The organism is Isoptericola croceus, assembly GCF_029382255.1.
Lineage (GTDB): Bacteria > Actinomycetota > Actinomycetes > Actinomycetales > Cellulomonadaceae > Isoptericola > Isoptericola croceus.
Genome location: NZ_JARLLG010000013.1, coordinates 49,229 through 72,054, shown reverse-complemented (window position 1 = coordinate 72,054; position 22,826 = coordinate 49,229). Strand labels below are relative to the sequence as shown.

Below are 22,826 nucleotides of genomic sequence, written 5' to 3'. Positions count from 1 at the left end.
CGGTGACACCCGCGCGCCACGCGCTCAGGTCCGGCGGCGGCGCGCCTCGTCGCGCGTCCACGGCAGCACCCGCTCGACGAGCGGCACCGAGCTCGTGGTCGGTGACGAGCGCCGCACCACCGGCACCGTGCCGGTCAGCGGACGCGCCGTGCGGTCGATCTCGAACCACACGGTCTTGCCGGCGCCGACGGCGGCGTGCCGGCCGACGACGTCGCCCACCTGGTGCTGCTGCACACCCCACCGGGACGCGAGCTTCTCGAGGAACTGCACACCACGCCCGGACAGGTCCTGCGGCTCCGGGGCGCGCAGCACCGGCGGACGGGTGCAGCCGTCCCGAACCCCCACGCGCAGGCGGTGGTCGTCCACCTCGACCGTCGCCACGATCGGGCCGGTCCCGTGCTCCAGCGCGTTGGTGAGGATCTCGCTGGCGAGGAGCATCGCCGTCCGCCGCTGCTCGGCGTCGACGTCGCAGGACTCGAGCACGTCGTCGACCCACCGCCGCGCGGGACCGAGGTCGTTCAGGTCCTCGGCCACCTTGCGCTCGGCGGTGGCAGGCCCGTCGTCGCCGGGCGGGCCCGACGGGGCGGGTACGCGCGCGCGGGCCGCGAGCACCGCGACGTCGTCACGCTGGGCGCGCCCCACGAGCCGCCGCACGAGCGCTCGTGGCAGGGAGGCCGTCGCCTCGCCGTGCACGTCGGCGAGCGCCTCGGCGAGGTCGCGCATGCGGTCGGTGATCATGACGCCGCGACGCTCCACGAGGCCGTCGGTGTAGAGCAGGAGGGTGTCACCGGGCAGCAGCCGGGTGACATGGTCGTGGCGCTCGACCGCGGGGTCGATGCCCAGCAGCATGTCGGTCCGGGCGTCGAGGCGCTCGACCGTCCCGTCGCGTCGCAGCACGAGCGGGTGCGGGTGGCCGGCGTCGGACCAGGTGAGGGTGTACCCGCGCTCGGGGGTCCCGTCCGGTCCCGAGTCGCCCTGCGGGTGCTCGTCGTGGTCGAGGCGGACGACGACGGCGGTCGCCAGGGCGTGCGGCCCCAGAATCGCGTTGGCCCGGTCGAGGCGGCTCAGCAGTGCGGCGGGCGACTCGTCGTGACTCCAGGCGAGCGCCCGCAGCATGGAGCGGAGCTGACCCATCTGTGCGGCTGCGTTGACGTCGTGGCCGGTGACGTCGCCGATCGTCAGCACGGCCGTGCGCTCGTTGCACACGACCGCGTCGTACCAGTCGCCGCCGACCTGGTCGGTGCGGGCGGCGGGGGCGTACGTCGTGGCGATGTCCAGGTGCGCGACGTCCGGGGCGTCGGAGAGCAGCGACTCCTGCAGCGTCGTCGCGACCCGCCGCCGGGCCTCGAGCAGCGCGACCCGCTCGAGCGCCATCGCCACGTAGCGGCTGAGGGTGTTCTCCAGGGCCGCCGTGCCGGCGTCGTGGTCGCGCGTCTCCTCCCACACGCAGATCACCACGCCGATGACGTCGTCCTCCGCCACGACCGGCAGGAAGGAGCGCGCGCCGGTGGTCATCAGGCCGACGGCCGCCATCGCCGGGTAGGCCTCGACCATCTCCGCCTGGTCCCGGTAGAAGAGCGTCCGGCGCTCGCGCACGACGGCGGTGTCGGGCCGGGGCGCGTCGAGCCGGGTCGAGCGCATCGTGTCGGGGAAGCCGGGCTCCTGGTGCCCCACCGTCACGTAGCGCAGGTGCCGGCGTTCGGCGTCCACGAGCGCGAGGGAGCACCAGCGTGCGCCCATGCCGGCGCCGACCACCTGGGCGATGGTCTCCTCGACCTCCTCGAGGGTGGTCACGCCGGCGAACTGCTCCGAGAGCCCGAGCAGGAACTGCGCGCGCTGGTGGGCACGGAACGCGACCTGCTCGGCCCGTCGGGCACGTTCCCGCTCGGCCCGCAGCCGCAGCTCGCCCGTGCACGAGGCCGCCAGGTCCCCGAGCGTGGCGAGCTCGTCGTCGGTCCAGCGGCGCGGTGCGGTGTCGATGGCCCACAGGGCGCCGACCACGTTGCCGCGGCCGTCCTCCACCGGGTAGCCGGCGACCGCCCGGGCACCGAGCTCCGGGGCGACGAACCGTCGGTTGAAGCGGGGGTCGGTGTCGGTGTCGTCGACGACGAAGGGCGCGCGCTCGGCCGTGACGAACGCGGTCGCAGGCTCCGCGAGGTCGGTCACCCGGTCCCGCTGGATCGCCGGGGGCATCCCGACCGCCCCGGGCAGGAGCTGGACACCGTCTCCGAGGACGACGAACGCGGCGGTGGGCACGACCAGGTTGCGGTGGACGAGCCGCACGATGCGGTCGAACACCTCGTCGGCGATGGCCTCGTCCGGGGCGCCACGGAGCAGCGAACCCAGGACCTTCGTCTCGGGCACGGACCCAGTATGGCCCCGATCCGCAAGATCTCGTGCGACGTGGACGTGGGCGGTCGCGTCGTCGTCACCCGTTCGTCCGCGCTACCCGTTGCGACGCACGTCACACCGCGCGCACACTGGGAGGCAGGAACCGATACGGGGGTGGACTCGTGATGGGAACCGCTGGAGCGTTCGACGCCCTGCCCATGCTGGGCCGGGGCAAGCACCGCAACCCGAAGAAGGGCGCGTGCTTCATGGAGCTCGCGTCGTTCCTCGCCGGGGAGCGCTGGAGCGACCATCCGCAGTGCACGCATCCGCTCCTGGCGATGCTCGCGCGGGCGGTCAACGACCTGACCTCGGACGAGGCGCGACCGCGGCTGTCGACGATGATCCCGTCGGTCATCGGCCTCACGAGCGACGACCCGCGCTGGGACGTGCACATCGCGCTGCGGGCCGCCCGGGCAGCGCTGCCGGTGGCGCCCGCCGACCGGCAGCAGACCCTCGCCGTGGCGATCTTCGGCGGCGAGCGCATGCTCGACGTCCTCGACGGACGGCCGGACGGCACGATGGCCCCGGAGAGCGTGGCCGCGCTGGCCACGGCACCCAAGACGGCGGAGTGGGCCCGGCGGTTCTGCGCGGGGACGCACGTCAAGCCGAAGCGGTTCGTGCGCGACGCCGCGCCCTCGGTGGTCTCCACGGCCGTGCAGGGCATCAGCGAGGCCTGCATGCCCGACACCGACGACCGTCTGAGGGACCTGCTCCAGGCCACGATCGAGGACGCCCGCCGCTGGGCCGGCCTCGAGGAGAGTGCCGGGGAGCTGCGCGCCGACCAGTGGTCCGACGTGGTGCGGCCCGCCGAGGTCTGAGCCTCGAGACCGCCGGCCTCCATCCCTCGGTCCTCAGCCGCCGCACCGCAGGAGTCTGGTAGACCAAGGGGGTGACCGAGAACCCCCTGGACCAGCTCTCCCTCGCTGACCTGCGCCGTCGGACGTCCGTCAAGTGGCGGGCGTACCCGGACGACGTGCTGCCGCTGTTCGTCGCCGAGATGGACGTACCGCAGGCCCCGGCCGTCGTCGAGGCCGTCGCGCGCGCGCTCGAGCTCGGCGACACCGGGTACGACCGCGGCACCGGGTACGCCGCCGCCCTGGCACCCTTTGCCGAGCGACGCTGGGGCTGGACGCCCGACGAGCGCACCAGCCGCACGCTGCCCGACGTCATGGTCGCGATCGTCGAGTTGCTGCGCGTCCTGACCTCCCCCGGTGACGCCGTCGTCGTCACCCCGCCCGTCTATCAGCCCTTCTACGCGTACAGCCGCAACGAGGGACGCCAGGTCCTGGAGGCACCCCTGGACGCCGCCGGCCGCCTCGACCTCGAGACCCTCGAGGCGGCTTTCCGCGTGGCGACGGGCAGTACGGGCCACGGGAGCGGCCCGGGTTCGGGCCGGCGAGCGGTGCTGCTGCTGTGCAGTCCGCACAACCCGACCGGCACCGTCCACACCCGGGCCGAGCTCGAGGCCGCCCTCGCGCTCGCCGACCGGTACGGCGTGCGCGTGGTGGTCGACGAGGTCCACGCTCCCTTCACGTTCGCGGACCTGCTGCCCGACGGCGGCACGCCCTTCACACCGCTGCTCTCCGTCGCCGGGAGCGAGAGCGCGATCGCGGTGCACTCCGCGTCGAAGGCGTTCAACCTCGCAGGCCTGCGGGCCGCGACGGCGGTGGGCGGGCCGGCAGCGTCCGACGACCTGCGTCGCATCCCCGAGGTCGCCGGGCACGCCGTCAACCACCTCGCAGTGATTGCGCACGCCGCGGCCTACACCGAGGGCGACGGGTGGCTCGACGCGCTGCGGGCGGGGATCGTGCGCAACCGGGAGCTGGCGACGAAGCTGCTGGCCGAGCACGCCCCGGCGGTGCGGGTCCAGCCGGCCGACGGCACCTACCTGGCCTGGCTGGACGTCCGCGACGCGGTGCCCGAGGGCGCCGACCCGCACCACCACGTGCTGCGGACCGCGAGGGTGGCGCTCGGCGACGGCCGGCACTTCGGCACCGGTGGCGCGGGGCGCCTGCGGCTGAACCTGGCGACGTCGCCCGAGATCCTCACCGAGGCCGTGACCCGGCTCGGCACCGCGCTCGGGCCGGCCGCGAGGTAGCGCTCGACCTCCGCAGCGCTTCGGCCGACCCGCTACGCTCGCCAGGGTGCGCCGTCGGACATCGATCATCGTGACCACCCTGCTGACTCCTGCCGCCGTGCTGGCCCTGGTGGCCTGCACCGGCGCGGACCGACCACCCGCGTCGGACGCGGCCGACACCCTCGCCACGGCGCTGGCCGCCGGCGACCTCACCGGTGTGCCGCTCGCGACGAGCACGTCGGCCGACCCGCAGGCGCACCTCGTCGAGGTGACCGAGCCGCTCGCCGAGGCGGCCGAGAGCGAGCCCTCGGTGAGCGTCGTCGAGGTCGTGGAGGACGAGGAGTCGGACGTCCCCCGCGCCGACGTCACCCTCGCCTGGACCTGGCCGCTCGGCGACGGGCAGACGTGGGAGTACACGACGAGCACCGAGCTCGTGTGGGCCGCGCCGCCGGAGGGCTCCGAGGAGCCGGGGACGTGGGAGATTCAGTGGGCCACCGACCTCGCCGTGCCCGGTCTGGGGGCCGGCGAGCGCCTCGCGGTCGAGCACCTGCGGCCTGGCCGCGGGGACATCCTCGACATCGACGGCGAGCCGCTGGTGACCGCGCGGGACGTGTGGCGCATCGGCATCGACAAGACGCACCTCGACCCGGGCGAGTGGGAGGCGCGGGCTCGCGATCTCGGCAAGCTGATCTGGCGGGAGCCGGACGACTACGTGGAGCGGGTGGTCGCAGCCGGTGAGAAGGCGTTCGTCGAGGCGATCACGATCCGGCAGGAGGACTCCGGCGTCGACTTCACGGTCGAGGACGCGCGGAGCATCGACGGCGTCAACGTGCTCGCCGACACGATGGAGCTGGCGCCGACCTCCTCGTTCGCGCTGCCGATCCTCGGCCGCGCCGGGGAGGCCACGGCCGAGATCATCGAGGCGTCCGAGGGGGCGGTCGTCGCGGGCGACGTGGTCGGGCTCTCCGGGCTGCAGCGTGACTACGACGAACAGCTCCGGGGGACCAACGGGCTGGTGGTGAGCGTCCTGCCGTCGAAGGGTGACGCCGAGGACGGCGAGGAGGGCCGCGAGATCTTCCGGGTCGACGCCGTCGACGGCGCCGACGTCGAGACCACGTTCGACCCCGACCTGCAGATGCTCGCCGAGAATGTTCTCGGATCCGTCGGGCCGCCGAGCGCCATCGTCGCCGTCCGCCCCTCCACCGGCGACGTGCTCGCCGCGGCGAGCGGCGCGGGCAGCGAGGGCTGGTCGACGGCGACCCTGGGTCAGTACGCGCCGGGCTCCACGTTCAAGGTGGCCACCGGGCTGGCGCTGCTGCGGGCCGGCACCTTCCCCGAGGACTCGGTCGACTGCCCGGAGTCGCTCACCGTGAACGGCCGCACCTACTCGAACGTGCCGGGCTACCCGGCGTCGGCCACCGGCGAGGTCTCGTTCGCCACGGCGTTCGCGCACTCGTGCAACACCGCGTTCATCGGGTCGGCCGAGGAGGTCACCCAGGCCGAGCTCGCCACGGCGGCGGCCGACCTGGGACTCGGGACGCCGACCGGGTTCGGCGCGACACCGGCGTTCACCGGCTCGGTGCCCGACGAGGCCTCGGAGACGGGGCACGCCGAGGCCGCCATCGGGCAGGGCGAGGTGCTCGCGTCCCCGCTGGGAATGGCCACGGTCGCGGCCAGCGTCGCGGCGGGCGAGCGGGTCGAGCCGCGCATCGTCCGGTCGGTGACCTCGAGCGACGCCGCCGACGAGGAGGCCGAGGAGACCGAGGCCGACGGGCCTGCGGGCGACGGCCTGACCGAGACGGAGGCGGCCGACCTGCTCGCGCTGATGGGCGGCGTCGTCACCGACGGCAGCGCGTCGGCGCTGGCCGACGTCCCTGACGTCGTGGGCGCCAAGACCGGGACCGCGCAGTACGGCGACGGGTCGCAGCAGCACGTCTGGATGCTGGCGATCGCGGACGACCTCGCGGTGGCGGTGTTCGTCGAGGACGGTGACCGCGGATCGACGACGGCGGCCCCGCTGATGGCGAAGTTCCTCGAGGGCCGCTGAGGACCTGCGCGTCAGAAGCGGAAGTCGAAGCCCACCTCGTCGCACATCCTGCGGACCGCCTCGGTGGCCTCGACGATGTCCGCAGGGTCCGCGACACCGCTGTCGAGCCACCGGGAGAAGGGGTCGTGGACGGTACCCAGCATCGCGGCCGGCCCGGGCTCGGCGTCGTGGATCTGCGCGGCGAGCCGGTCACGGATCACGCTGATCGCGGCCGTCGACTCGGCCGTGGCCGGTTCGGCGACGGCGGAGGTCCACTTCTTGATGTTCCGGTCGAGCGAGTGGCTGCGGCCGTTGTAGTAGCCGTTGCACGTGCTGCGCGGTGACACGCGCTCGGCGCGCTCGGCGTCCTCGACGGTCGCCTCGGCGGTCGGCGAGGCGGACACCTCCGTCGTCCTCGCGGCGTCCGGGTCCGCGCAGGCGGTGACGAGGAAGACGACGGGGAGAGCCGCGGCGGCGGCGAGACGGGTGCGCATAGGCAAGATTCGACAGGGTGCGGCCTCGGGCAGGCAACCTGCTGCGGCAGAAAGTGCTGAGCGTCACGCTCCGGAGAAGCGCGCGCCGCGTTCGACGACCCGTGCGGCGCCGCGGCCGCCGTCGGCGGTGGCGTCCCAGCCGTAGACCTCGGTTCCGGTGACGAGCACGCGCTCCGCCCGCGACGTCACGTCGAGGGGATCGCCGGACCAGACGACGACGTCGCCGTCGAGCCCGGGGCGCAGCGCACCGACGCGCTCGTCGAGCCCGAGGAACGCCGCCGGGTTGACGGTGAGCGCCTCGAGCGCCACCTGCCGGTCGAGGCCCTCCTTGACCGCCAGGGACGCCTGGTGCACCAGGAAGTTGATCGGGACCACGGGGTGGTCGGTGGTGATGGCGACCCGCACGCCGGCCTCGGCCAGGCGCGCGAGGCTCGAGATCGCCCGGTTGCGCAGCTCGACCTTGGAGCGCGTGGTGAACATCGGGCCGAAGATGACCGGGACGTCACGCTCCGCCAGGACGTCGGCGACAGCGGCGCCGTCGGTGCCGTGGTTGATCACCAGGCGATAGCCGAACTCGTCGGCGAGCCGCAGGGCGGTCGCGATGTCGTCCGCGCGGTGGACGTGCTGGTCCCAGACCAGCTCGCCGTCGAGCACTCGCGCCAGCGTCTCCTTGCCGAGGTCACGGGCGAACGGCTCGCCCTTGGTCGCGGCGGCGGCGCGCGCGGCGGCGTAGTGCTGGGCCTCGACGAACGCCGTGCGGATGACGGCGGCCACCCCCAGCCGGGTGGACGGCAGCTGCTTCTTGTCGCCGTAGATGCGCTTGGGGTTCTCGCCGAGCGCGGACTTCACCGAGACGGCCTCGGCGAGGAGCTGCTCGTCGACGGTGCGCCCGCCCCAGGTCTTGATCGCGACGGTCTGCCCGCCGATCGGGTTGCCCGAACCGGGCTTGACGACCACCGAGGTCACGCCGCCGCCGAGCGCGTCGCGGAAGCCCTCGTCCTCGATGTTGATGGCGTCGAGGGCGCGCAGGGCCGCGCCGTTCGGGTCGGTCATCTCGTTGGTGTCGTTGCCGGCCCAGCCGTCGGACTCCTCGTGGATGCCGACGTGGCCGTGCGACTCGACGAAGCCGGGCAGCACCCACCGCCCGCCGACGTCGAGGGTGCGCACGCCGTCGGGGACGTCGACGTCCGCACCGACGGCGGTGATGACGCCGTCGCTGATCAGCACGGTGCCGCCGTCGATCGGGTCACCGACGACGGGGACGACGTAGCCGTTGGTGACGGCGACGGAGCTGCGGGTGGTGCCCGGGGTGCCGGGCCGCGTGGTGGAGGTCATCACATGCCATGATGCCTCCTCGGACCGGACGGCGGGAGGTGGCATGGCAGCGGGTGACGACGTCCCCTGGCGTGTGCTCGTGCCCGTGAGCGTCGGCCTCGTCCTCGCCGTCGGCGGCGCACTCGTCGCCTGGGACGCCGGGACCGAGGTCGTGACGGCGCACCGGCTCGCCACCGACGGCGTCGCCACCACCGCCCACGGCGCCGAGGGCTCCGGGGCCCGAGGCCGCCCGGTCGAGGCGGTCGTGGACCTGCCGGACGGTGACCGGCGCCTGCGGCTCGACGGTGCGACCGCGGCGGACTACTACCTGGCACCGGCGACGCTCCGGCAGGAGGTGTCCGGCGCGTGGCGTCCGGTGGACAGCGGCCCCTATGCCGGGACCTTCGACGTCCTGCACGAGCCCGGCGACGTCGAGCAGGTGATGGCCGCGAGCGACGTGGAGCGGATCACCGGCGACGAGGTGACGCGGACGATCGCGGTCGTGTCCACCGTGGTCTCGGTGGTCGCGACGGCGGCACTGGCGCTCGCGGCGGTCGTCGGCTATCGCCGCGCCTCGCGGAGGACACCTTGACGTCCGCGCCGCTGCTCGTGCTGCTCGGCCCGGCGGCGTCCGGCAAGTCGACGCTGGGTGCACTGGTCGCCGAGCGGCTCGGTCGCTCGTTCGTGGACATCGACGCGGCTGCCGACCCGTACTACGCCGAGGTGGGGTGGAGCATCGACCGTCTGGTCGAACGGGTGCGGGCTGTTGGGCGGGCCGCTGCCGAACGGGAGTGGGAACCGGCGCGGGCCCATGCGGTCCGACGGGTCGTCGAGGCGAACCCTGGCGCCGTCGTCGCGCTCGGCGCCGGGCACGCGAGCTACACCGCCGAGCGGCACCGCGAGGCGGTGCGCGCCGCGTTGCGCGGGGTCCCGCACGTGGTGCTCCCGCTGCCGTCACTCGACCGCGCGGTAGCGCTCACGGTGCTGCGGCACCGGTCCGTGATGGACAAGGGCACCGACTGGGTCTTCGACGGCCATGATCTCCTCGCCGAGTGGTTCGACGACGCGGGGACGCGTGCTCTGGCGACGCACACCGTCACGACGTCGGGCCGGACGCCGGAGGATGTCGCGGCCGAGGTTGCCGCGCTGATCGGCTGACCTCGACGAGGCACGCCGCACTTGCTGGTCGGTAGTTCGTGGTGAGGTCGGCAGTTCGTCCTGCCGACCTCACGACGAACTACCGACCAGCACGCCGCCGGCCGCATTCTGCCGCGTAGGTCGCCCGATCCTGGATGCGCTAGCGTCGACCAGCAGAGAGGGGAGACGCCGACGTGGCCAAGCGACGAACCGCCCGCCAGTCGGCGTACGGGTCCTCTCGACGAAGATCAGAGAGCCTCGTCTCCGTTGTGTTCTTCGGGATCCTTCTCGCCGGTGTCGGAGCGTTGGCCGCATGGGACGATTTCGTTGCCACCCGCGACGCCCAGCGGCTTGTCGACCGCGGGGACCGGACGACTGCGCACGATGCCCGGGTCTTCGTCGACGTCCGGGTCCATGGTCGCTCCCGGTCGGAGTCCGCCGTCGTCGAAGCAGCCGTCGACTATCCGGCCGGGGCTCAGCGAAGTGAGCTGCAGCACACCGGTATCGACACGGCCGGGATCCCGCACGAGGAGTGGACGGTCGTGACGGGTGGTCCGTACTCGGGAACGTTCGACGTGCTGTACGACCCGAGAGATCCGCACCTGGTGATGGAGGGCACGGACGCTGTGCATGGGGCGCGGCACGGCGAGGACGACATGCGGATCTCCCTCTGGGTCATGGGTGCCGGCCTGCTCTGGAGCGCACTCTGGGCGACAGTCGCTTGGCGCGCCGGCCAGCGCCGGGGCGTCGCAGGCCGGTAGCCGGGGCCGTTCACGCAACGGAGCCGACTACGCCTCCGGGACGTTCTCCTCGATCTCGCGCAGCCACGCTGCGGGCGACGCGTCCGAGGGCATCCGCCAGTCGCCGCGCGGCGACATCGTGCCGCCGGGCGAGACCTTCGGGCCGTTCGGCAGCGCCGAGCGCTTGAACTGCGAGGTGAAGAACCGTCGCACGAACACCACGAGCCAGCGGCGGATCTCGGCCAGGTCGTAGACGGAGCGTTCGTCGTGCGGGTAGTTCGGCGGCCACTCGCCGGCCTCGGCGTCGCGCCACGCGTGCCAGGCCAGGAACGCGATCTTGCTCGGCCGCAGCCCGTGCCGCAGCGTCCAGTACAGCGTGAAGTCCTGCAGCGCGTACGGTCCGACGGCGGCCTCGGTGGACTGCGGTGTCTCGCCGGCCCCGACGGGCACGAGCTCGGGGCTGATCTCCTGCACCACGATCTCGCGCAGCACGTCGCCCACCTCGACGGGGAAGTCCTCGGAGTCGGCGACCCATCGGATGAGGTGCTGGATCAGGGTCTTCGGCACGCCCGTGTTGACCGCGTAGTGCGACATCTGGTCGCCCACGCCATAGGTGCACCAGCCGAGCGCGAGCTCGGACAGGTCGCCCGTGCCCAGCACGATCCCGCCGCGATGGTTTGCGATCCGGAACAGGTAGTCGGTGCGCAGCCCGGCCTGGACGTTCTCGAACGTCACGTCGTACTCCGGCTCGCCCTCGCCCGCCGGGTGCCCGAGGTCGCGCAGCATCTGCGTCGCCGCAGGCCGGATGTCCAGCTCCTCGAACCGCACGCCGAGCGCGGTGGCCAGGCGGGTGGCGCGGTCCTTCGTCTCGGGCGACGTCGCGAACCCCGGCATCGTGACCGCGTGGACGTCCGTGCGCGGCCGTCCCAGGCGGTCCATCGCCTGGGCGGCGACGACGAGTGCGTGCGTGGAGTCCAGCCCGCCCGAGACCCCGATGATCACCTGGGGCTGCCCGATGGCCGACAGCCGCTTCTCCAGGCCCGTGACCTGGATGTTGTACGCCTCGTAGCAGTCGAGGGCGAGCCGCGCGGCGTCGTCGGGCACGAACGGGAAGCGGTCCACCTTGCGCCGCAGCCCCACGTCGCCCGACGGCGGGTGCACCGACCACTCGACGGTCCGGAAGCCCTGGGTCCGGTGGCCGAGCGCGCGCCGGTTGTCGTCGAACGTCCCCTGGCGCAGGCGGTCCTGACGCAGCCGGTCGAGATCGACGTCCGCGACGGCGCGCCGTGGGCCGTCGGGGAACCGCTCGGTCTCGGCCAGCAGGTCACCGGCCTCGTAGACCATGGTCTGCCCGTCCCAGGACAGGTCGGTGGTGGACTCGCCCTGGGCCGCGGCGGCGTAGACGTACGCGGCGAGGCACCGGGAGGACGCCGAGCGCACCATGAGCCGCCGGTCCTCAGCCCGGGCGATTGTGATGGGGCTCGCCGAGAGATTGAGCAGCACCGTGGCGCCGGCCAGCGCCGCCTCGGCGGACGGCGGCACGGGGACCCACATGTCCTCGCACACCTCGACGTGCACGGCCAGCCCGGCGACGTCCGCGGCACGGAACAGCAGGTCGGGACCGAACGGCACGTCGTCGTCGGCGAACGGCAGCCGGACGGTGCCGCCGCGCCGGTCGGCCCCGGCGGCGAACCAGCGCTGCTCGTAGAACTCGCGGTAGGTCGGCAGGTACGACTTCGGCGCGACGCCGAGCACGCGGCCTCCCTGGACGACGACGGCGCAGTTCAGCACGCGCCCGTCCACCTCCAGCGGGGCGCCCACCACGAGCAGGGGCCGCAGGTCGGCGCTGGCCTCGACGATCTGCTGCAGGGCGTCGTCCACGGCCTCCAGCAGCGTGTCGGCCAGGTGCAGGTCGTCGAGCGCGTAACCGGACACGGTGAGCTCGGGGAACACGGCGACGGCGACGCCGTCGTCGTGGCACGCGCGGGCCTCGGCGAGGATCGCGGCGGCGTTCGCTGCCGGGTCGGCGACGGTGACGGGCACGGTGCAGGCGGCGACGCGGGCGAAGCCGTGGGCGTAGGCGTTGCGGAAGTCCACCCTCCGAGTGTGCCCGACGTCGCGGCCCCCATGTTCGCTGAAGGCCCTCCGGCCCGGATATGGTCGCTCCGTGGCGCAGAAACCCGCAGGCTCCCAGCCTGCCCCCCAGCACCCTGCCGGGCGTTCGTCCGGACCGGACTGGAAGCCCGTGCGCAAGAACCGCGGCCGGGTCGTCGCGGCCATCGTGGCGCTCGCGATGCTCCTGACGGCGGTCGGCGGGGCTGCGGTGGGCATCCTGTCGGCGTCGCCCGCGGGCGCCCACGACCACCTCGTCTCCTCGGACCCGGCCGCGGACGCCGAGCTCGACGCCCCGGTCGACGTCCTCACCCTGACGTTCAGCGGCGAGGTCATCGCGGACGGCACCCAGGTGCGTGTCACCACGCCCACCGGCGACGCCGACGCCGAGGTCGCCGTCGACGGCGAGATCGTCACCGCGACGTTCCCGCCGTCGGACGAGCCGGGGGAGCACCTGGTGCAGTGGCGTGTCGTCTCGTCGGACGGCCACCCGGTCGAGGGGGAGTACACCTACTCCGTCGCCGCGCAGGCCGAACCGGGCGCCGAACCGGGCGCCGAGGCCTCGGGGTCGGTGGCGGACGGCGGGCAGGATGCCGGGGCGGCGGCCACGCCGTCGCCCTCGCCCACGGCGGCCGGGACCGGCGTGGACGGGGCGGGCGACGCGATGCCGCTGGTCTACGGAGCGGCCCTGGTGGCGCTGATCGGTGCGGCCGGCGTGCTCGTCGCCCGTTCGCGCCGCCGCCTGCACGAGACCGCTCCGCGTGCACCGCGGGAGGGTCCGCAGGCCTGACCGAGCTGTCCGAGCGGCCTGCGAGCCACGCCGAAGGGCGCAAAAGTCGCAGGAACGTGCGGATGTTCCTTAGTGTGTTCCCGGTCCACCGGTTCGCGCCGGACCGACCGAGAACGTGACGACGTGCGGGTCTCGCACGTCGTGATCCGGAGAAGGGATTCACATGTCGCTGAACAAGTCCGAGCTCGCCTCGGCCATCGCCGCCAAGGCCGACCTGACCAAGTCGGACGCCGAGGCTGCGCTCAACGCCCTGCAGGAGGTGCTCATCGAGTCCCTCGGCAAGGGGGAGGCGGTCAAGGTCACCGGTCTGCTGTCGGTGGAGCGCGTCGAGCGTGCCGCCCGCACGGGCCGCAACCCGCGCACCGGCGAGGAGATCCAGATCCCCGCGGGCTACGGCGTGAAGATCAGCGCCGGCTCGCTGCTGAAGAAGGCCGTCGCCAAGTGACGTCCCGCTGACCACGGTCAGCACCCCGAGGGCCCGCCGTCCGCTCTGCCGTGGACGGCGGGCCCTCGCGCGTCACAGGTCGCCCTTGCGCTCCAGGTAGCGCATCGCCATCCAGCCGAACGGCACCCGGCCCCAGTAGGTGACCAGTCGGAACAGGATCGTGGTGGACAGCGCGATCGACGCGGGGATGCCCGCGGCGGTGAGTCCCGCGGTGAGTGCGGCCTCGACACCGCCCAGGCCGCCCGGGGTCGGGATGAGCGCGCCGAGGGCGTTGCCGACCAGGTAGATCACCGCGACGTCGATGAGGCGTAGCGACTGTCCGAACGCCGCCAACGAGGCGTCGAACGCCAGGACGTATCCCAGCGACATGACCACGTTGCCGCCGATCCCCACGGCGAGCCTGCCCGGCTGGCCGAGCATCTGCGACAGGCGCGGCCACACCTGCTCGAGCGTCGGCCGAGTCTTCTCCCACGCCCACCGGCGCACGGCCGGGACCAGCAGCGTGGCGATGACGACCAGGGCGACGCCCGCTATCGCGAGGAGCACGGTGATCGACGGCAGCTCGATGAGCCCGCCCGAGCCGGTGAAGATCGACAGGACCACCAGCAGCAGGACCGTCACGACGAACTGCGAGGCCTGCACCAGGGCGACCGTCGTGACGGCCATGGGCATCGCGACCCCGCGCCGGTTCAGCATGCGCAGGTTGAGCGCTGCCGGCCCGATCCCGGCCGGCGCGGCGAGGGAGACGAACGAGCCGGCCATCTGGGTCAGGGTGGCCCGCCACAGCGGCAGCCGCTTCGGCGAGAACGCCACGAACGTCAGCGCCGCACCGAACCAGGTCACGGCGCCGAGGCAGAACGCCACCACGATCCACCACGGGTTGGCCTGGCCCACCGCCGCGGTGATCTCGTCGAGGTTCATCGTGGTCACCAGTGCGGTGATCACCACGATGAACAGCGTGAGCATGATGACGGTGCGCGCGCCGAACCGCGTGATGTTCTGCGGCTGGACGTCGACCTGCGGGAGCCGTTCGACCAGGGCACCGCGCAGCTCGTCCAGCAGGCCCTTGCGCTGACGTACGGCGACGCGGGTGGGTGCCGGCAGCGCGACGGACTGCAGCAGCGGCCCGACGGCGGTCACGTCGGAGTCCGGGAGGGCGCGCACGGCGGAGGCGACGGCGCGGGAGGCGCCGACCCGCAGCGCGAGGAGCGCCAGCATCTGGGTGAGGTCGAGGCGCCGGCCCAGCGTCGTCGACGCGATCTCGCCCTGCTCCCAGCCGGTGAGCCACACGCGGGGGCCGTCGTCGCCGCGCCCCACGAGCAGCACGTCGGGATTGAGCGCGTGGTGCGTCAGGCCGGCCGCGTGGGCGCGGCGCAGCTGTTCCCAGGCGGCCGCGAGGATCTGGTCGCCCTGCTCGCCCACCAGCTCCTCGTCCGGCAGGTCCCGCCACGAGACGGCGCCCTCGGCGTGCTCGGTGACCAGCACGATGGAGTCGGCGGCCTCGCCGACGCCGAGCAGGTGCGGCGTGCGCACGCCGGCCGCGGTCGCCGCGTAGGTCAGCAGCGCGGTGCGTTCGGCGACCGCCTTGAGCGAGACCTGCGCACGGCCTTCGAGGCCCCGCAGCCGCAGCGCTCGCCAGGCCCGCGCCAGCATCCCCAGCACGTGCCGGTCGCCGTCGAGGACGACGACGTCCCGGCGGTCCCCGTCGGGCGTGAACATCGCGTACACGCGGGTGTCGCCGGCCCGGATGAGGGCCACGGCGGCAGGGTCGGCGAGCGCCCCCGACGACGGGATCTCGGGCGGGTCGCCCGGCTCGCCGCGGCTGCCGCGGGCGCCGGGCCGGCCGCGGTGGCGGAGCATGGCGCGCAGGGTGGTGCGGCCGGTGACCTCCCCGGCGGCGTCGACATGGGTGACGGTGTCGTCGGGCAGCGCGGCCCCGGGGCCGGTCGCCGGACCGCCGGTGCCGTCGTCGTCCACCTGTGCGGACACGCCCCGTACGCGCACCAGGGCGGTGGGCCGGAAGCCGGCGTGCCGGACGGCTGTGACGAGGTCGCCGCCGTAGGCCCGCTCGGACCGCACGCCGGAGGCGTACTGCACCGCCTGGCCGGCGAGCCGGCCCAGGAGCAGGGCGACGAGCACACCCGGCAGCGCTGCCTGTCCGGTGATGAGGGCGACGACGAGCGCGGCGTAGAGCAGGTTCCACGACCAGCGGACCGTGCGGCGGCGGGTGCGGGGCCCGGCGGTGGTGAGCAGCCCGGCGATGGCGGACACGTAGCCGGGGACGGTGATCGTCCAGGAGCCGTTGCGGAGCACCGAGAGCGTGCGGACGAGCTCGTCGCTGCCGAGCCGGGCGATGGCCAGGAGCGCGAGCACACCGAGGATCAGGCCCAGCGCCGCGGCGGCGATCGACTCGACGACCTGGCGTCCGAGCCGGCGCATGCCGAGCTCCAGGAGCACCGCGACCGGGACGATGAGCGTGACGAGCCCCTCGAGCAGGGCGACCGGGATCTCGAGCAGCTGGCCGAGGAGGGTGTTGAACGCGCGCACGTCCTGCGTGACGCCCTCGGTGGTGCCGTGGGCGACCACCGACAGCACGAGCACCAGGGTGACCCCGAGAGCGCTGAGGACGAGTCCGAGCAGGTCGGCGGGGTTGCGGACACGCTGCTCGGGGTTGTCGACGACCCGCACCAGCCCGGCGTTGCGGTCGGGCTGGCTCTCGCTCAAGAACAGCGCGCGCAGGGCACCGGTCGGCGGGCGTGAGCCGTCCGGGACGAACGAGCTGACGTCGTGCACCACCGGGCGTGGTGCATCGGGGCTCGCAGGGGCCTCCTCACGCGCTCGGGACATGCTCGCGAGTCTAGGTCGGCAGGCCCTCCGGAGCCGGTCGAAAACGTCCCGGTACGGCGTGGCGTGGGACTCAGGTGATTCCCAGGGACGTCCGCCACTCGGCAGGAATCAGGGCATAACCGACGAAGGCGACGATGTCCAGCACGGTGTGCGCGACGACCAGCGGCAGGATGCGGTGCCGGCCCCATCGCGAGGTGTAGAACCAGGAGAAGACGAGACCCATCACGACGTTGCCGAGGAACGGCCCGATGCCCTGGTACAGGTGGTACGAACCGCGCAGCAGCGAGCTGGCCACGACGATCTTGAGGCGTGTCCAGCCCAGGTCGGTGGTGCGCTCGGTCAGGTAGGCGACGGCGATCACCTCCTCGAGCAGGCCGTTCTGCAGCGCGGCCAGGATCAGCACGGGAATCGTCCACCAGTGCGCGTCCAGCGCGCTGGCCTGCACGCTCACGGTGATCCCGAGCGCACGGCCCAGAGCGTAGAAGGCGAGTCCCGGGATCCCGATCAGCGCGGCCAGGGCGAGGCCCCACGCCGTGTCCCGGCCGGGGCGCGCGGCGTCCAGGCCGATGCGGCGCAGCGTGCCCGGCCCGCGCGCGCTGAGCAGGTAGAGGGCCAGGGCGACGGGCACCAGGGCGAAGGCGATCCCGAGGAGCTGGTACGTGAGGTCCAGCCAGGGACGGGGGGAGCGCGAGGCGTTCAGCGTGGCGGACTGCTCGGCGAGCGAGGTCTCGGCGGTGAGCCTGGCGACGATGTTGACCAGCGCGTACACGCCGCTCTGCCCGAGGCTCAGCCCGAGGACGATCCAGATCTCGGCGCCTGTCCGACGGCGCTCGCGCGGTGTGGGTGCGGTGGGGGCGAGGACAGGTTCGGACACCGGACCAGGGTAGGCCCGGACATCACGATGCGGTCACGTTCACACCGGCCGCGACGATCTGTGACTCGGGCGACATTTCGGCGTGCTAGAAACGTCCGCATTGTGGACAGGCCAGGGCGACCCTCTGGCCGCATCGAGAAGGGAACACCATGAGGACGATTCGATCCTCTCGAGGACTCACGCTCGCCGCGTCGACGGCGAGCCTCGCGCTCGTGCTCACGGCCTGCTCCGGCGGCTCCGACGGTGACGGCGCGAACGGGGGTGGCGGTGCGGGCGGCGGTTCGATCACGGTCGGGACCACCGAGCAGGTCACGTCGATCGACCCCGCCGGCTCCTACGACAATGGCTCGTTCGCTGTGATGAACCAGGTCTACCCGTTCCTGCTCAACTCCCCGTACGGGACCTCCGACGTCGAGCCCGACATCGCCGAGTCGGCGGACTTCACCGCCCCGACCGAGTTCACGGTCGTGCTCAAGGAAGGGCTGACCTTCGCCAACGGCAACGAGCTGACGTCGTCCGACGTCAAGTTCTCGTTCGACCGCCAGGTGGAGATCGCCCACCCTGACGGCCCGTCGAGCCTCCTGTACAACCTCGACTCGGTCGAGGTCGTGGACGAGCTCACGGTCGTCTTCAACCTGCTCGAGGAGAACGACCAGATCTTCCCGCAGATCCTGTCCTCGCCCGCCGCGCCGATCGTCGACGAGGAGGTCTTCGCGGCCGACGAGGTGACGGCCGACGCCGACATCGTGGACGGCGGCGCGTTCGCCGGCCAGTACACGATCACCCAGTACTCGGTGAACGACCTCATCCAGTACCAGGCCAACCCGGACTACGCCGGCATCCTCGCCGCGCCGCGCACCGGCACGATCAACGTCAGCTACTACACCGACTCGTCGAACCTCAAGCTGGACGTGGAGCAGGGCAACATCGACGTCGCCTTCCGCACGCTGTCGGCGACCGACGTCGAGGACCTGCGCACCAAGGACACCGTCCAGGTCGTCGACGGGCCCGGCGGCGAGATCCGCTACCTGGTCTTCAACTTCGACACCATGCCCTTCGGCGCCACGGCGGACGACGCCGACGCCGACAAGGCGCTCGCCGTCCGTCAGGCGGTGGCGCACCTCATCGACCGCGACGCGATCTCCGAGGATGTCTACAAGGGCACCTTCACGCCGCTGTACTCCTACGTCCCCGAGGGCGTCACCGGAGCGACCGAGTCGCTCAAGGAGATGTACGGCGACGGCGCCGGTGCCCCCGACGCCGCGGCCGCGGCTGACGCGCTCGATGCGGCGGGCATCGAGACCCCGGTCGAGCTGAACATCCAGTACGTCGCCGAGCGCTACGGGCCCTCGTCGGGTGACGAGTACGCGGTGATCGAGGAGTCCCTCGAGGTCGACGGCCTGTTCGACGTGAACCTGCAGTCCACCGAGTGGGTCACCTACGCCTCGGACTTCTCCGCTGACGCCTACCCGATCTTCCAGCTCGGCTGGTTCCCGGACTACTCCGACGCGGAGAACTACCTGTCGCCGTTCTTCCTGACGGACAACTTCCTCGGCAACCACTACTCGAACCCCGAGGTGGACGAGAAGCTGCTCGCCCAGGCCACCGAGACCGACACCGAGGCGCGCGTGGCCCTCCTCGAGGAGATCCAGGACCTCGTCGCGGCCGACCTGTCGACCATCCCGTACATGCAGGGTGCCCAGGTTGCCGTCGTCGGGCTGGACGTCTCGGGTGCCGAAGAGACCCTCGACGGATCGTTCAAGTTCCGCTACGGCGCGCTGAGCAAGGGCTGAGCGCACCGCACGTGGTAGCAACCTCCACGGGAGGAAGCGCACTGGGACGGTACATCCTGGTGCGCTTCCTGCTCATCATCCCGACCGTGTTCATCCTGGTCACCACCGTGTTCGTGCTCATGCGAGCCACGGGTGACCCCATCACCGCCTCCCAGGGCGGTCGACTCTCCGCCGACGAGCTGCAACGTCGGATCAGCGAGGCCGGGTACGACCGGCCCGTGCTGGTCCAGTACTGGGAGTACCTGACCGGTATCGTCCGCGGCGACTTCGGCACCTCGATCAGCGACAACCGGCCGGTGATCGAGGTGCTCGGCCAGTACGGCGGCGCCACGCTCGAGCTCACCGCGTACGCGGTGGCGCTCGCCGTGCTGCTCGGTCTTCCGCTGGGCATGCTGGCCGCGTACTTCCGGGACCGGTGGCCCGACGCCGGGCTGCGGGTGCTCGCCATCCTGGCGTACGCCACCCCGGTGTTCTTCGCCGGCCTGCTGCTCAAGCTGATCTTCGCCGTCGGACTGGGTTGGTTCCCTGTCGCCGGCCGTGCATCGACCGCAGCTCAGATCGAGATGCGGTTCGCCGGCGACTCGTCCGGGTTCTACCTCGTGGACGCGATCCGCACGGGCCAGTGGTGGGTGGTGCAGGACGTGCTCTCCCACGCCGTGCTGCCCTCCGTCGCGCTCGGGCTCCTCACGGCAGGGGTGTTCCTGCGGCTGGTGCGCACCAACATGATCGCCACGCTCGGCACCGACTACGTGGACGCCGCGCGCTCGCGTGGCGTCCGCGAGCGCCGGCTCGTCGTCGCGCACGCCACCAGGCCCGCACTCATCCCTGTCATCACCGTGGCAGGGATGCAGGTGGCGATGCTGCTCGTCGGGGCCGTGCTGACCGAGACGACCTTCGAGTGGCGGGGCCTGGGCTTCCAGCTCGCGCAGTACCTCACCGTGCGTGACTTCGTCGCGGTGCAGGGCATCGTCGTGCTCATGGCGGTGATCGTGGCGGTGACGAACTTCCTGGTGGACATCGTCGCCGCGCTGATCGACCCGAGAGTGAGGTACTGATGAGTGTCCCGATCTCGTCCGTCGGCACCGCCGGCGCGGCTCCCGAGCACCTGGGTGGCCGGTGGGCCTGGCTGCGCCGTGCCCCGGTGGTGCACCAGGTGCGCCAGAGCGTCGGGCTCCAGCGCGCGATGCTGCTGGTCGGCATCGTCCTGACCGCCGCGTTCGTGCTCGTCGCGGTGCTGGCCCCCCTGCTCGCCCCGTACGGACCGTCCCAGCGCAGCGACGAGGCTGGTGGGTTCGGCACCCAGCAGCCGCCCAGCGTCGAGCACTGGTTCGGCACCACCGTGGGCGGTTACGACGTGCTCTCCCGGGTGATCTGGGGAGCGCAGACCGCCGTCCTCGTGGTGCTCGTGGCCGTGGCGGCCTCCCTGGTGATCGGTGTGCTGCTGGGGCTGGTCTCCGGCTACTTCGGCGGCTGGCTGGACCGGGTGCTCGTCCTGGTGGCCGACGCGATCTACGCGTTCCCCTCGCTGCTCCTCGCGATCCTGCTGGCGATCGTGATCTCCGGCGGGCAGTCGAGCATGTGGGGCGGCATCCTGGCCGCCGCGCTCTCGATCACGGTGGTGTTCATCCCGCAGTACTTCCGCGTCGTGCGGTCCGAGGTGGTGCGGGTCAAGTCCGAGGCGTTCGTCGACGCCGCGCGGGTGCTGGGCACCCCGCACCGGCGGATCATGTCCCGCCACGTGCTGCGCAACTCGGTGCGGACGCTTCCCCTCATCGTCACGCTCAACGCGTCGGAGGCGATCCTCACCCTTGCCGGCCTGGGTTTCCTCGGGTTCGGGATCGAGCCGACGGCGGCCGCGGAGTGGGGCTACGACCTGCAGCGTGCGGTGTCGGACGTCACCTCCGGGATCTGGTGGACCGCCCTCTTCCCGGGGCTGGCGATCGTGGTCGCCGCGATGGGGATGACGCTCATGGGTGAGTCGCTGAACGATCTCGCCGACCCGCGGCTGCGGTCTCGCACCGCGTCCACCGAGGTGGCCGGAGACGTCGCCGAGACGTCGGTGCAGGCCGACGTGACGAAGGAGGACGAGCGATGACCGACCCGGTCGCGCAGATCACCGACCTGGCCGTGTCGTTCGCCACCGACCAGGGGTCGGTGCGAGCGGTCGACGGCGTCAGCCTGCAGGTGGCACCGGGCGAGGTGCTCGCCGTCGTCGGCGAGTCCGGTTCTGGCAAGACGGTCACCGCCAAGACGCTGCTCGGTCTTCTCCCGGAGACTGCCACGGCACGTGGCGCCGTCGTGCTCACGTCGCGCGAGGGCGTCCGCACGGACGTGGCGCGGGTCTCGTCGGCCCAGATGCGCCGGCTGCGAGGCACCGAGGTCGCGATGGTCTTCCAGGAGCCGTCGACGGTCCTCAACCCGGTGTACACCGTCGGCTGGCAGATCGCGGAGAGCATCCGGGCGCACGCGAAGGTCTCCCGCAAGGCGGCCCGCGCGCGGGCGGTCGAGGCCCTGCGGCAGGTGGGGATCCCGGAGCCCGAGGAACGGGTGGACCACTACCCGCACCAGTTCTCCGGCGGGCAGAAGCAGCGGGTCGTCATCGCGATGGCGCTCGTCCTCGGGCCTGATCTCATCGTCGCGGACGAGCCGACCACGGCGCTCGACGTCACCGTGCAGGCCGAGATCCTCGACCTGCTGCGCCGGCTGCGGGACGAGACGGGCACGGCGATCGTCCTCATCACGCACAACATGGGCGTCGTCGCGGACCTCGCGGACCGGGTCGCGGTGATGTACCAAGGACGCGTCGTGGAACAGGCCACGGTCACCGAGCTGTTCTCCGCCCCGCAGGCCGCGTACACCCGCGCCCTGCTGGGATCGGTGCCGCGGCTCGGCGAGGGCCGTGCGCGGGCGCGGGCCCAAGCGGCTGCCCGGCCGGACGGGTGGGCCGAGGGCGCCCCCGTGGTCACGGCGTCGAAGCTGACGATCACGTATCCGGGCCGGTTCCGGCACCCGGGCTTCACTGCCGTCGACGAGGTCTCGCTGAGCATCCGTCCTGGCGAGGTGCTGGGGCTCGTGGGGGAGTCCGGGTCGGGCAAGACGACGATCGCTCGCGCCATCGCCGGTCTGCAGCCGGTCGCCGGTGGGTCGTTGTCGGTCTTCGGCACCGAGATGCGCGGGGCGCGCGGCAAGGATCTCGCAGGGGTCCGGCCGCGGATCGGGTTCGTCTTCCAGGATCCGGCCTCGTCGTTCAACCCTCTGCTGACCATCGCCGAGTGCGTGGCGGAGCCGCTCGTGGTGCACGGGAGGGCGCGCAACCCGGAGGTGGCGCGTGAACGGGTGGGCGAGCTCCTCGAGGCCGTCCAGCTCCCGAGGTCGTACGGCAGCCGGTTCCCGCACGAGCTCTCGGGCGGCCAGCGACAGCGGGCGTCGCTGGCGCGGGCGCTGGCCCTCGACCCGGAGCTGCTGGTGGCCGACGAGCCGACGTCGGCCCTCGACGTCTCGGTGCAGGCGCGGGTGCTTGAGCTGTTCGCCGAGCTGCAGAGCGAGCTCGGGTTCGCCTGCCTGTTCGTGTCCCACGACCTGGCGGTGGTGGACCTGCTCGCCGACCGGATCGCCGTGCTCTACCGGGGCCGGCTCGTCGAGGAAGGGACGGGAGCCGAGGTGCTGGATCAGCCTCGGGACGCGTACACCCGGCGGTTGCTCGCGTCCCTGCCCGTCCCGGACCCGGTGCTCCAGGCGGACCGCAGGGAGGCTCTGCGGGGCCTCTGACCCGGCGGGGCGCCGACG

General features: G+C 72.7%; 18 protein-coding genes. 12 read left to right on the top strand and 6 right to left on the bottom strand.

The window, feature by feature from the left end; translation table 11 throughout:
- Window positions 1–24: 24 nt before the first annotated feature.
- Complete coding sequence (locus PZC42_RS19575; protein ID WP_277213562.1) at window positions 25–2,364, bottom strand: SpoIIE family protein phosphatase; 2,340 nt, start codon at window positions 2,362–2,364, stop codon at window positions 25–27.
- A 152-nt stretch (window positions 2,365–2,516) separates the two neighbouring features.
- Here PZC42_RS19575 and PZC42_RS19570 point away from each other — a divergent pair, with 152 nt between their 5' ends.
- The 3 genes from PZC42_RS19570 to PZC42_RS19560 all read left to right on the top strand — a co-directional run bounded on the left by PZC42_RS19570 (window position 2,517) and on the right by PZC42_RS19560 (window position 6,515).
- Window positions 2,517–3,209 carry a hypothetical protein gene (locus tag PZC42_RS19570; protein ID WP_277213560.1) on the top strand — a complete coding sequence of 231 codons (693 nt, stop codon included), beginning with the start codon at window positions 2,517–2,519 and terminating at the stop codon, window positions 3,207–3,209.
- Window positions 3,210–3,280: 71 nt separating this feature from the next.
- Window positions 3,281–4,489, top strand: coding sequence for a MalY/PatB family protein (locus PZC42_RS19565; protein WP_277213558.1), 1,209 nt, complete (start codon window positions 3,281–3,283; stop codon window positions 4,487–4,489).
- A gap of 46 nt (window positions 4,490–4,535) precedes the next feature.
- The gene (locus PZC42_RS19560; RefSeq protein ID WP_277213556.1) at window positions 4,536–6,515 is read left to right on the top strand and encodes a penicillin-binding transpeptidase domain-containing protein; all 1,980 of its coding nucleotides are present in this window, start codon (window positions 4,536–4,538) and stop codon (window positions 6,513–6,515) included.
- A gap of 11 nt (window positions 6,516–6,526) precedes the next feature.
- Here the strand turns inward: PZC42_RS19560 and PZC42_RS19555 are convergent, their stop codons facing one another.
- Both PZC42_RS19555 and PZC42_RS19550 read right to left on the bottom strand, forming a co-directional pair.
- Window positions 6,527–6,988: a hypothetical protein gene (locus PZC42_RS19555; protein WP_277213555.1), complete on the bottom strand. Its 462-nt coding sequence runs from the start codon at window positions 6,986–6,988 to the stop codon at window positions 6,527–6,529.
- A gap of 63 nt (window positions 6,989–7,051) precedes the next feature.
- Complete coding sequence (locus tag PZC42_RS19550) at window positions 7,052–8,323, bottom strand: amidohydrolase (RefSeq protein ID WP_277213553.1); 1,272 nt, start codon at window positions 8,321–8,323, stop codon at window positions 7,052–7,054.
- A 43-nt stretch (window positions 8,324–8,366) separates the two neighbouring features.
- On the opposite strand from PZC42_RS19550, the gene PZC42_RS19545 reads away from it, so the two are divergent.
- The 3 genes from PZC42_RS19545 to PZC42_RS19535 all read left to right on the top strand — a co-directional run bounded on the left by PZC42_RS19545 (window position 8,367) and on the right by PZC42_RS19535 (window position 10,200).
- Window positions 8,367–8,894, top strand: a complete 528-nt coding sequence (locus PZC42_RS19545) for a hypothetical protein (RefSeq protein WP_277213551.1) — start codon at window positions 8,367–8,369, stop codon at window positions 8,892–8,894.
- Window positions 8,891–9,460, top strand: coding sequence for a shikimate kinase (locus PZC42_RS19540; RefSeq protein ID WP_277213549.1), 570 nt, complete (start codon window positions 8,891–8,893; stop codon window positions 9,458–9,460). Before PZC42_RS19545 ends, PZC42_RS19540 begins: the two co-directional genes overlap by 4 nt.
- 173 nt (window positions 9,461–9,633) lie before the next feature.
- Window positions 9,634–10,200, top strand: a complete 567-nt coding sequence (locus PZC42_RS19535) for a hypothetical protein (RefSeq protein ID WP_277213547.1) — start codon at window positions 9,634–9,636, stop codon at window positions 10,198–10,200.
- A gap of 27 nt (window positions 10,201–10,227) precedes the next feature.
- Here PZC42_RS19535 and PZC42_RS19530 read toward each other — a convergent pair whose 3' ends face one another.
- On the bottom strand, window positions 10,228–12,276 hold the full coding sequence (locus tag PZC42_RS19530; RefSeq protein WP_277213545.1) for an NAD(+) synthase: 2,049 nt from the start codon (window positions 12,274–12,276) through the stop codon (window positions 10,228–10,230).
- A gap of 70 nt (window positions 12,277–12,346) precedes the next feature.
- Here PZC42_RS19530 and PZC42_RS19525 point away from each other — a divergent pair, with 70 nt between their 5' ends.
- Both PZC42_RS19525 and PZC42_RS19520 read left to right on the top strand, forming a co-directional pair.
- Window positions 12,347–13,081: a copper resistance CopC family protein gene (locus tag PZC42_RS19525; protein WP_277213543.1), complete on the top strand. Its 735-nt coding sequence runs from the start codon at window positions 12,347–12,349 to the stop codon at window positions 13,079–13,081.
- Window positions 13,082–13,244: 163 nt separating this feature from the next.
- Entirely contained in the window at window positions 13,245–13,526 is a 282-nt protein-coding gene (locus tag PZC42_RS19520) for an HU family DNA-binding protein (protein WP_106265333.1), read from the top strand.
- Window positions 13,527–13,598: 72 nt separating this feature from the next.
- Here PZC42_RS19520 and PZC42_RS19515 read toward each other — a convergent pair whose 3' ends face one another.
- Entirely contained in the window at window positions 13,599–16,373 is a 2,775-nt protein-coding gene (locus PZC42_RS19515; RefSeq protein ID WP_277213540.1) for a lysylphosphatidylglycerol synthase transmembrane domain-containing protein, read from the bottom strand.
- 70 nt (window positions 16,374–16,443) lie between these two features.
- Window positions 16,444–17,247 carry a CPBP family intramembrane glutamic endopeptidase gene (locus PZC42_RS19510; protein ID WP_277213539.1) on the bottom strand — a complete coding sequence of 268 codons (804 nt, stop codon included), beginning with the start codon at window positions 17,245–17,247 and terminating at the stop codon, window positions 16,444–16,446.
- Window positions 17,248–17,396: 149 nt separating this feature from the next.
- Here PZC42_RS19510 and PZC42_RS19505 point away from each other — a divergent pair, with 149 nt between their 5' ends.
- The 4 genes from PZC42_RS19505 to PZC42_RS19490 are packed head-to-tail and all read left to right on the top strand — an operon-like array spanning window position 17,397 to window position 22,808.
- Complete coding sequence (locus PZC42_RS19505; RefSeq protein WP_277213537.1) at window positions 17,397–19,040, top strand: ABC transporter substrate-binding protein; 1,644 nt, start codon at window positions 17,397–17,399, stop codon at window positions 19,038–19,040.
- On the top strand, window positions 19,037–20,095 hold the full coding sequence (locus PZC42_RS19500) for an ABC transporter permease (RefSeq protein ID WP_306575814.1): 1,059 nt from the start codon (window positions 19,037–19,039) through the stop codon (window positions 20,093–20,095). The genes PZC42_RS19505 and PZC42_RS19500 overlap by 4 nt, the downstream gene beginning before the upstream one ends.
- Entirely contained in the window at window positions 20,095–21,135 is a 1,041-nt protein-coding gene (locus tag PZC42_RS19495; protein WP_277213534.1) for an ABC transporter permease, read from the top strand. Before PZC42_RS19500 ends, PZC42_RS19495 begins: the two co-directional genes overlap by 1 nt.
- The gene (locus PZC42_RS19490; protein WP_277213532.1) at window positions 21,132–22,808 is read left to right on the top strand and encodes a dipeptide ABC transporter ATP-binding protein; all 1,677 of its coding nucleotides are present in this window, start codon (window positions 21,132–21,134) and stop codon (window positions 22,806–22,808) included. Before PZC42_RS19495 ends, PZC42_RS19490 begins: the two co-directional genes overlap by 4 nt.
- The last annotated feature ends 18 nt before the right edge of the window (window positions 22,809–22,826 follow it).